Source organism: Salipiger sp. PrR003, from assembly GCF_010500785.1.
Classification (GTDB): Bacteria; Pseudomonadota; Alphaproteobacteria; order Rhodobacterales; family Rhodobacteraceae; genus Salipiger; species Salipiger pacificus_A.
Window position 1 is genome coordinate 17,237 of the sequence record NZ_JAAGOV010000060.1, and the last position, 9,248, is coordinate 26,484.

Sequence of the window (9,248 nt, forward strand, 5' to 3'; positions counted from 1 at the left end):
CAAGGTGTTGATTTTGCAGGTGGTCTTACCGTCCTGCCGGGATCGCCAGACGTTCATTTTTCTGCCTTCTTTTCAAGTGTTTGCGTGCTCGACTTGTCCAACCTTGCCGGAAGGTTAGACAACTTTTCTTGCGGGAGGAGCCGGAGCGCGTCCGCGACCATGGTCACGCGGTTCGCCTCAGCGACGTACCGGCGGGCTTCATGGGGTGAGCTATGCCCGAGGAAGGCCATCACCTGCCATTCCGTGGCCCCGCGCTCGGCGAGCCTGGTGGCTCCGTGCTTGCGGAGGCCGTGGATGGAGCACCACGCTGGGAGCCCAGCAGCGGCGATGCAGTCACGGAACCAGTTGCCGAAGCTGGAGATGGCGTATGGCTTTCCGTCGGGCTTGGTCACGAAGACCTCGCCCCACTGCTGCTTGCGGCCCAGCTCGGCCGCGAGGTCAGGCAGCAGCGCAAGCGGAAGCTCGACCCGCCCACCGGTCTTGCCCCTCGAATAGACGATGGCCCCGCCGCGCACGTTCGCGGCACCCATGCGAGCGACATCCTGACGAGCAGCCCCGGTCCCCAACGCTATTTCAAACGCGAGGCGGGCCATGGTGCCGGTCTTATGGTGATCCCTGAACTGAGATACCTCATCGGGCGTCCATGTGTGGAAGCCCTTGCTCGTGGCCTTTTCGCGCGCCACCGCGCTGGTGGGCGACAGCCCGTCGAAGCCGTGTGATCGTTTGGCGAACAGGTAGATTTCCGAGAGCTCTTTGTGGAGCCTGTTCGCTGCCTGAGGACCGCCCTTCATTTCCATGAGCTTGACGACGTGGTGGGGCCTGAGATCAGCGATCTGGAAACGACCGATCTTTTCACGGATCCAGTCCAACCGGCCTCGCTTGGCGGTGCGGGTGGATTCTCGCAAGCCCTCCCGCCAATGACGCGAGCGCATCATCTCCTCGACCACGTAGTTGAAAGTGCCAGGCGGGCTCTTGGTGCGGTCTTTCCCCGTGTCGTTGATGGCGATCTCATACGCGGCTTTGAACGCATCCGAGCCATATGGCCCGGGGAGATATGTATCGATCTTGCGACCGTTTATTGTGCGGCGGAGGCGCCACCGAACCTTTCCGTGGCGGTCTTCATGTCGGTTCACGCCGCGGAATTTCTTGCCCTTCTTCATCACTCGATCCCCAGAGCCTTATCGATGGCAGAGACGCTCTGCTTCCCGTCGCTTTCTGCGCACCGGATGATGATCTTGCCTTCTCGGTCGATCTCGACCCCGACAACGGGCAGCCCGGCGGCGGTGACGCCACGAGCTGCTCGGGTGACGTCTGACTGTTTGAAGGTGGCGGGTCTGTTGGCCATGTTAGTGTTTCCGTTCTGTTCAATCAGTCACGTGTTCCGGGATCGTTAAGAGGGGGTTAACGAAACCCCCTTCTTTGAATCGTCAGGCGTTGCTCTCTGAGTAAGCCCGATCGAGTACCTCTTGGGGGTGGATGCCGATAGAGCCGCATACGCGATCAAAGACATCGAGCGCGTCGATCACGGTGAAACCCTCCGGGCGCCCCAACGATTGACGGATATGAGGAAGGATGTCTTCCGAGGGCTTGTACAAGAACACACCAGCCCGTTCACCATTGAAGGCCAGAAGCGTCCGCCCGTGCTCCACCGCGAAGGGCAGGGAAGGGTCGCGAGCGGGCGTTCCGGGCAACGCCCCATTGCCTGCATGTGCGTATGACTGAGCCGCGCGGAAGGCCGTCTGTACGTCATTGACGCCGGCCTTCACGATGGCGGCGGCCATCGCAACCTCATTCAGCGTGAACCAGGTGAAAGAGCGATATCGTCCGGGCGTGCCCCCGCCTTTAATGGGGTCTGGACCGATGAGGACACCTCGATTGAGCCAATTCTGAAATGCGCCCATGGCGATGCCCGCAGCCTTTACGACCTCTCCAGAGGTGAACTGCCGTTGATTGATGTTGTCCATGTCATGCCTCAAGTTATCATTTGATAACCTTGCGCTCGATAGGTTTAGATATCAAGCGATAACTGCTCACCTCGGAGAAAACTCCCGAATACCAGTTCTTCAGGTGTCGTTGGGAAGCGGCGCCCCACCTGTGGCAGCCTTGGTGTTTCTTTCACCCAGGGTCCCAAACGCGAGGTCGCGCAGATAGTGCCCGTCGATGACTTCTTCTGTTCTGCGCTGGTAGGAGACCTTCACCCCCGAATAGTCAAAGAACAGATGTTCACCACCATTCCGCTCAAGAAAATTGAGCGTTGCGTCCTCGCCGGTGAGGTCGAGTGAAAGCGAAATCTCTTCCTCCAAGCGCCCGGCACGAATTTCCTCGCAAATGCGCTCAAGGCATTCGATCAATGTCTTGCCCTTCATTTCCATGAAAGGCTCGCCACGACCGCTGACACAAGGCATCGCCGCCCAGACTTGGGCGACAGAAGGAGTGTCTGCGATGGGATGACGTCCACGGCCGACAGTTGCGAGCATGAGGATGAGCTCTTCCCTCAAGGTAGGAGTAGGGATTGCTCGACCTGTCCCAATTTGACGCAAGCCCTTTTCTGCAAGAGCCCTGTCGATGAGGGAGAGCGTCTTGTGTTGCTCCCCGAGGCGTCCCGCTCTGTCCGAAAGATAGTTAGTTGCGCGCATTTTGCTTACTCCACTTGTTTGTGTGATTTTTTCTCACACAAATCTCTTTCGGTCAACTTGCTTGCGTAAAAGTCATGCAAATTATGGATTGAGCATCAATGCAGAGCTTCCTCCTCGCACAACGTGGTTGGAGGCATCGGCGCGCCGTCGGTCGCGAAGGCCCAGATCGCTCGGGCCATGCGTGCTGGCAAGGCGTTGAACTGGTCCTCGTAATTCTCACTGCCCTTGAGCGCAGCTGGCCCGAGATGAACCCACATGAGGTGCGCTACGGCGGCGAGCCCCTCTTTCGAGGTAGGGACCGTGTCCAGCATGCGGTCTTCTGCCGCGAACTCCCGTTCATCGGCGTCTAAGCTTTCGGGCGAGTCAAAGTCCTCGTTGCCGGGGACCATACTTGCCCGACGCCAATCTTCGCGGGCCGCCAGCCAAGCGCGATAGTGGGGAAGGATGGGGTCTTCAGTGGTCCTGGAAAGGGTGGGGGTCAGCAGGGCAGGTCCAGCAGCAGCCAGGCAGAATGCGCGACGATCGATCATGCGATGCCCTCCTCTGCAGTGATTGCGATGCGATCCTTCATGAACTCCGCGAGAAGTCTCAGGCCCTCTTCGTGCCCCTGATAGACATAGTCACCATCAGAATCTTCGATTATGAACGCCAGCAGGGCTGCGGCTCCTGAAAAGGTACGGGGCCTTGTTTCAAGGACCCGTCGCCTCAACTCGTCCCTATGCCGCCAGATCGCTTCGCTCGCCGGTGTATCTTCATCCGCCCGGTTGAATTCGGAACGCCAGGCTTTGGATGCATGACGCCAACGCACGAGCAAATCCGCATGAGGGTCAACGATGATGGAGCCGGCAAGGCCGCCCGCGACGGTGGCGAGCGTTGCTCCCTTGCAAAAATCACGACGTGTGGTTACGTTCATAGGGAATTCCTATCTTTGTGGGTGGGTTTCAAAAGGGTCACGGGCTGTTTGCCGACGCCGTGACCCTTTACTTTTGTGGTGTAGCCTCATCGGGCAGGGCCTCCCTCAAAATTTTCAAGACATGAGCGTTGAACGAGATACCCGCTCTTATTGCTTGGATCTTCATTTCGTCACGCAAGTCGCGAGGCATGCGAAGAGTAGCCCCGACGATCTCGTTGCCGGATTGTGGTTGGACGTTAGCCGACACGTCTCTCTCCTGTGTGCAATCAATATGATTACCATGCATACTGATTGCATTGACTGTCAACACACAAAATCAGATTGATTGCACAAAAAAGGGGTCAGGATGCCTACGGAACGCTCTCAACTGCCGACAGTTCAAATCGCCCTCAGGATCACCGCAGGGCTGCGGAACCGCATCAAGGCTGCCGCAGCTGAGAACAACCGCTCCGTGAATAGCGAGCTAGTCGCTACGCTCGAAGAAAAGTACCCTGCGCCCGCAAAGCCTACCAACGACATGGAGCGTCTCAAGCTGCTGATTGAAATGGTAGACGATGCCATGGACTCCGACCGCCTGACTCCTGACTTAAAGCGCGCGCACCTCCGCGCTTCAAAGCTTGTGATGCAAGAGATTGTAGAGCGCATGGACGCTTCAGATGTCGAAAAGGCGCTCGACGGTTGGGAGATGCCGCCGAACTTCGATTTGTTCGATGACACGTGAAAGCCCGCACGTGGCGCCTGCCGTTCTGTGACATTCTGTGACCGTCACAGAACGTCACAGTTGGATCACAGAATATTCCGGAAGATCACAGTTCACACCAGGTTCAATGCTGCTTTCTCGCCGTTTCCGTTCCCGCTGAAAGGAAAGGAAAAGAGAAGACACGAGAAGAAATGATAGTTGCGTCCCCCCATTACTCCTGGCTTAGGTATCGCGGATGTTGGGTGAAGAAAGATATTTATTGAAATCGATCCGCGTTACCTAACTCAATATTTTTGTTACTTGGTTACCCAAATCTCTTTCGAAGAGATCAACCCAGCGCGAGATCGAGTGTCGATGCCGTGAGCTTCTGCGAAGAAACCTGCGGGAGCACCTTCACTCCTTCTGGAGCAGACGATCTTCGATAGGCCTTGGACATCCAGACCTCATCCAAGGCTACGATGGCATCAACGTGGTGAGGATCTAGTGGCACACGCATGAGGCGCGACCAGGCTTCGATTTCCGGATAGCTGATCGGGTTTGGCCCGGAGGGGCCACACGAACGCGCACGGGAAAGCCCCATGAACGCGTTCCAGATCGGTGACGAGCCTTCCGGCTGACGAACAGATTCACCCTCGAGTTGGGCAGCGAGAGCAGCGCAGAGCTTTTCCGCCAAACGTCCCCTCATGGCAAAATCTCAAGTTCGGCCGAGACCTCGAAGAACGATGCGACCAGGCCTATCGAGTATGTGCCGACAAACCTGAAGGTTTTCGAGGTCTCGGAAATCGGATCAACCGCTTCGAATTTCAGGGCGCCGTCAGCGAGGTCAGTGGAGAAGAATTGCTCGAACGTCTGCAACTGCGCCTTGGAGATCAGCGGCATCTTTGCCGTCATCCTCTGGACGCTTGCGGTTGTTCGACGACGCACGTGATCTGGTCCTACGGACATTTGGGAGCGAATTACACCGCCGGTGGGTCCGGAGCGCGTGAAACCCTCTGCATCTCTGAAAAACGGGAGGTTGGCGGGCCAAATTTTCATCACTAGTATCCTCTTGGTCTACCACGTAGGCCATATGCATGGCCCATTGTGCGATCTGCTTTTCCGCTGGCGAAATAGTCATCGATGGTCCGCTCGATCATCACGCGGATATCCACACTTCCATCACCTCTACGGCGAACTTCGGCGTTGGTGCCCGGCTCTCTCTGGACCGTGACAGGCACGTTAACCACGGGTGCTGGGGCTGCGACCGGCGCTGCGGATTGACGGAGCGCTGCCTGTGCCTGCGGCACGTTGAGGACACCGCCTGACCTGGACGGCACGAAGACTTCGGAATTCGCCGTGCGCTCATTCACCAGGTAAGCGCTGCCAGCTCGCACCGGGCCGCCCGTGGCCCGGCCGCCGGAAAGGATTGTACCGATTGCTGAGAAGATGCTGCTGCCGGAGCCTCCGCCGTCAGCCAGGTTCAGAAACGATGAACGAAGTTGGGCTCGGAGAAGTTCTTGGACCAGTCCCTTCAAAGCATCCTCGGCGCTCATGGAGCCATCGAGGATGCCGGAAAAGAAGTCGGCCATGCGATCCGCCCCGAGTTCGGCGCTTTGCTGCACCTCCCTCAGCCTGTCTGCGGCCGCTTCCGCTGCGCTGCCAGCCGTCGCATATCCACTCGCGAGCTCTTCGATCTGAGCGCGAAGTTCTGGCGTCAGGTTCAAGCCGGCGCTCTGCGCATCGTACAGAAGCTCGGCTTTCTTCCTCGCGTACTCGACGGCTGTGCCCATCTCCCGCCCGCCTTCGGCCACAGCCAGAAGCGCGACAGACTCGGCTTCGAGTTGGGCGATCGCGGCTCGCGTCCTTTCGACCTCTTTCTCGAAGTCGCTGCGCTTGTCCCCACCGCCCCCACCGCCCCCGCTGGTTGCGTTGGTCGACCGCGGAGAGGTGTCGGGCCCGAAGTTCACCGAAGGCATCTGGGGGCGAGGCGACGAGCCTGGTGCCAGTCCAGATGGAGGCAACGAAACGTCAAGCGGGCCGGACGGAATCTGATCCATTCCCGGCCCCGCCGCGCCGAGCCCTGCCGCGTCCCTGATGCGATTTCCCATCTCGACAGCAAGGCGAGCGACTTCGCTGATCATCGATCCGAGGCGGCTGACCTCGGATATGGCGTTGGAGAAATCCACCTTGTCCGCTTCACTGAGCTCATCGAAGGCCGCGCTGGCATTGGTCTGGATCGTCGACAGCTGGTCACCGAAGGCCTCGCCATCGATAGTGCCGTCCTTGAACTGGTCCGAGAGATTGCGCATCTCGGTGGCGCTGTCCGCAAGTGTGGCCGCGACTTCCTCGTAACCCCACGCGCGCGCCAGGTTGGCGGCCTGCGTCAGCGCATTGGCCGTCCTGTCGGCGTCCTCAGCGAGGCCCACGTACTGCTCGCGCAGCTCGCCGATATCCACGGCTGCCGCATCCACCGCATCCCGGTTATCTTCCAGCGCTTCGAAGGCCTCATCCCCGAGCACAGCCCGGCCTTGCCCCTCGTTCGGGAATAGCTCGTCGAGCTTGGCGCGCAGGTCCACGGCCTCCACAGCGGCGTCGGCGAATTCAACCGCGACCCGCTTGCCGAAGGAGCTGACGCGCGTTGCAAGATCGTTGAACCGCCGGTCGATGTCTTGCGCCTTCTCGATCATTTCCGCATCGAGAACCGCCCCAACCTCATGGGCGCGCTGCATGGTCTGCCGCAGCCCCTCGTCGCCCTGCTCAAGCAGTTCCACGAAGCGCTCCCCGGCGGTGCCGCCGAACACCTCGTCTGCCACTCGAATTTGCGCGGCGCGGTCGAGGTCTTCCATTCGGTTGACGATATCGAGGAACAGTTCTTCCGGTTCCTCGAGACGGCGCTTCAGGTCGGTTGCGCTGTAGCCTAGGCGGCGGAAGGCCTCTTCGCCCGGGCCAGCCCCCGTGGTGATCCACTCGTCGGCCCGCAGTTGCAGCTCCTTGAAACCGTCGATCATCGCGTCGATCTCGATGCGGTTCTGGTCTCCGACGAATTTCAGTTCCTGGAACGCTTTTAGACTGAGGCCAGCGCGCTTGGCTTCCCTGTCGATATCGGCGATGCCGCGAACCGCCCGCGCCGCCCCGGTGGTGATGGCTGCGATGCCGGTCGCCAGCGCACCCGCGAGGAAGGCTCTTCCAAACGCGCCAATCTGCGTCGAGGTCGAGGCCAACGCCTGGTTGATCCGGCTGGTCGAGCGCAGCATGTCGCGCTCCATGGCGGTGGTCGCAGTTTGCGAGCCGCGGCGAAGCGAGGAGTAGGACTGCGTTCCCCGGCGTTCTGCCTTCTGCATGTTTTTTTCGAAGTCGCGAATGCGCGCCTCGAGCGCGACGACAAGGCGTTCTTCATCCATCTGCGCGGCCCTTACGTTGTCCAGAGTTCATCGGTGAACCAGTCGGCCGAGCTGGTGAAGTGATCCTCGGCCGCCGCGCAGCGCGCTACGGCCATGGCGCAGGCCACCGCGCCGTCGATCTTGTTGCCACTCTTGCCCTTGTGGAACGATCGGTTTCCGGCTGCATCGACATGAAGCTGAATGTTGCCAAAGTTCCAGCGCAGCACCGGGTGGCCGGCGTGTTTGAATCGACCGCCGAGAATTGCCCGCTCAAGTTCTTTGACCGCGGGTGCCATCGTTACCCAACCTTGACGGAACTCGACAGCGGGCAGGCCGTCATCGACGAGATCGGCCATCATTGCGCGCCCATAGGTCGGGTCGAAGGCGATCTCGCGAACGTTGAAGCGGGCGCAAAGCTCGCGGATGTGCTCCTCTACCGCGCGCAGGTCAACGGTGTTGCCCGGCGTTGGGATGATGTAGCCATCCTCCGCCCAAGAGACATAGTCGACGCCGTGTGCCTCACCTCGGGCGCGCAGGTTGTCTTCTGGGCAGAAGAAGTAGGGAACCACCTGGTAGCCATCCTCACCGTCCGGCCAGCAGGCCACCACCACGGTAAGGTCTTCGTTCTTCGAGAGGTCGACGCCGAGGTAGCATGGTTCCTGGACCATCTCCATCTCTTCCGGGTCCACGTCGTGCGCACCCTGATCGTAGACGTGCATTTCAACGAATGGGGAGGTGGTCTGATCAAGCCAGCGGTTGAGGTTGAACTGAAGGAAGCTGTCCCGTTCGAACGGCGAATGCTCGGCCTTGCGAGCCTTATCACGAAACGCCGGCAGGTCCGGATAGCCGTGGGCAAGGCCGGGGTTCACCGCATGCCAAAGTGCCTCATCCGTCCAATCGTCTTCGGGCTCGGCCATGAAAATGACAGGCAGGGTGGCCGGGTCATCAATCTCACCCTTCTGAACCTTGATGGCGTACTCGACGGTTTGCCACGCGAGGTTCTCTTGCCCGCGGCCCGAGGTGCTGGCAACGATCATCAGTGTGCCGGGCACCTTTACGAGCGCCGAGTCGAGCGCCTCCCATTGGCGCAGGCCTGCGCGCCCCTCCCAGGCATGAAGCTCGTCGGCAATGACGACGTTGGGCGTTTTGCCATGCTGAACCTTGCCGTCGGAAGCCACGGCGATGTATCTGGTCTGCCGCTTCTTGCAGGAAATACGCGACTGATACTCACGCACGCTGAGATGCTTTTCCAGCCGGCGGTCGAAGCGAATGATCATGGCGGCTTCGTTGTAGAGCTCGAGCGCCTGTTCGTGTGCGGATGCCGCCGACACCACGAGGCCTCCAGGCTCGCTCTCCGGCCCCATCACATGCAGCAGCGTGATCGCGGCGGAGAGGCTGGTCTTCCGGTTTCCCCTGGGCAGCAACAGCACGACGCGACGAACGACGCGGCTCCCATCTTCGTTCCGAGGTCCGTAGATGCGCCGGACCACGTTCTCCTGCCATGCGTCGAGTTCGAACGGATGTCCGGGTGCCGGGTTCTTTGGGTGCTTGAGCATCCGAAGCCATTGCACGGCACGCTCTCCCCGCCCAAGGGGATCGGGAATCTCGTCGGGGTTATCGATCCACGAGGGGACAAGCAT

At 59.9% G+C, this 9,248-nt stretch carries 12 protein-coding genes; 1 reads left to right on the forward strand and 11 read right to left on the reverse strand.

The genetic code is table 11. From position 1 onward, the window contains the following. Positions 1–53: 53 nt before the first annotated feature. The 7 genes from G0D83_RS21745 to G0D83_RS32835 form a co-directional block, all read right to left on the reverse strand. Positions 54–1,160, reverse strand: coding sequence for a tyrosine-type recombinase/integrase (locus tag G0D83_RS21745; RefSeq protein ID WP_164196762.1), 1,107 nt, complete (start codon positions 1,158–1,160; stop codon positions 54–56). After that, positions 1,160–1,345: a hypothetical protein gene (locus G0D83_RS21750; protein WP_164196761.1), complete on the reverse strand. Its 186-nt coding sequence runs from the start codon at positions 1,343–1,345 to the stop codon at positions 1,160–1,162. The genes G0D83_RS21745 and G0D83_RS21750 overlap by 1 nt, the downstream gene beginning before the upstream one ends. 82 nt (positions 1,346–1,427) lie before the next feature. Then, complete coding sequence (locus G0D83_RS21755) at positions 1,428–1,964, reverse strand: hypothetical protein (protein WP_164196763.1); 537 nt, start codon at positions 1,962–1,964, stop codon at positions 1,428–1,430. A 99-nt stretch (positions 1,965–2,063) separates the two neighbouring features. Beyond that, positions 2,064–2,477, reverse strand: coding sequence for a hypothetical protein (locus tag G0D83_RS21760; RefSeq protein WP_164196764.1), 414 nt, complete (start codon positions 2,475–2,477; stop codon positions 2,064–2,066). A 254-nt stretch (positions 2,478–2,731) separates the two neighbouring features. Then, positions 2,732–3,166 carry a hypothetical protein gene (locus G0D83_RS21765; protein ID WP_164196765.1) on the reverse strand — a complete coding sequence of 145 codons (435 nt, stop codon included), beginning with the start codon at positions 3,164–3,166 and terminating at the stop codon, positions 2,732–2,734. Beyond that, positions 3,163–3,549, reverse strand: a complete 387-nt coding sequence (locus tag G0D83_RS21770) for a twin-arginine translocation signal domain-containing protein (RefSeq protein WP_164196766.1) — start codon at positions 3,547–3,549, stop codon at positions 3,163–3,165. The genes G0D83_RS21765 and G0D83_RS21770 overlap by 4 nt, the downstream gene beginning before the upstream one ends. 67 nt (positions 3,550–3,616) lie before the next feature. Beyond that, entirely contained in the window at positions 3,617–3,835 is a 219-nt protein-coding gene (locus G0D83_RS32835) for an Arc family DNA-binding protein (RefSeq protein WP_370457295.1), read from the reverse strand. 60 nt (positions 3,836–3,895) lie between these two features. On the opposite strand from G0D83_RS32835, the gene G0D83_RS21780 reads away from it, so the two are divergent. Next, positions 3,896–4,270 carry an Arc family DNA-binding protein gene (locus G0D83_RS21780; RefSeq protein ID WP_164196768.1) on the forward strand — a complete coding sequence of 125 codons (375 nt, stop codon included), beginning with the start codon at positions 3,896–3,898 and terminating at the stop codon, positions 4,268–4,270. Between the two features lie 307 nt (positions 4,271–4,577). Here the strand turns inward: G0D83_RS21780 and G0D83_RS21785 are convergent, their stop codons facing one another. The 4 genes from G0D83_RS21785 to G0D83_RS21800 form a co-directional block, all read right to left on the reverse strand. Next, entirely contained in the window at positions 4,578–4,934 is a 357-nt protein-coding gene (locus G0D83_RS21785) for a hypothetical protein (RefSeq protein WP_164196769.1), read from the reverse strand. Then, complete coding sequence (locus G0D83_RS21790; RefSeq protein ID WP_164196770.1) at positions 4,931–5,128, reverse strand: hypothetical protein; 198 nt, start codon at positions 5,126–5,128, stop codon at positions 4,931–4,933. The genes G0D83_RS21785 and G0D83_RS21790 overlap by 4 nt, the downstream gene beginning before the upstream one ends. 158 nt (positions 5,129–5,286) lie before the next feature. Further along, on the reverse strand, positions 5,287–7,629 hold the full coding sequence (locus tag G0D83_RS21795; protein WP_164196771.1) for a hypothetical protein: 2,343 nt from the start codon (positions 7,627–7,629) through the stop codon (positions 5,287–5,289). A gap of 11 nt (positions 7,630–7,640) precedes the next feature. After that, positions 7,641–9,248 (reverse strand): terminase large subunit, encoded by a 1,608-nt coding sequence (locus G0D83_RS21800; RefSeq protein ID WP_164196772.1) that lies wholly within the window; start codon positions 9,246–9,248, stop codon positions 7,641–7,643.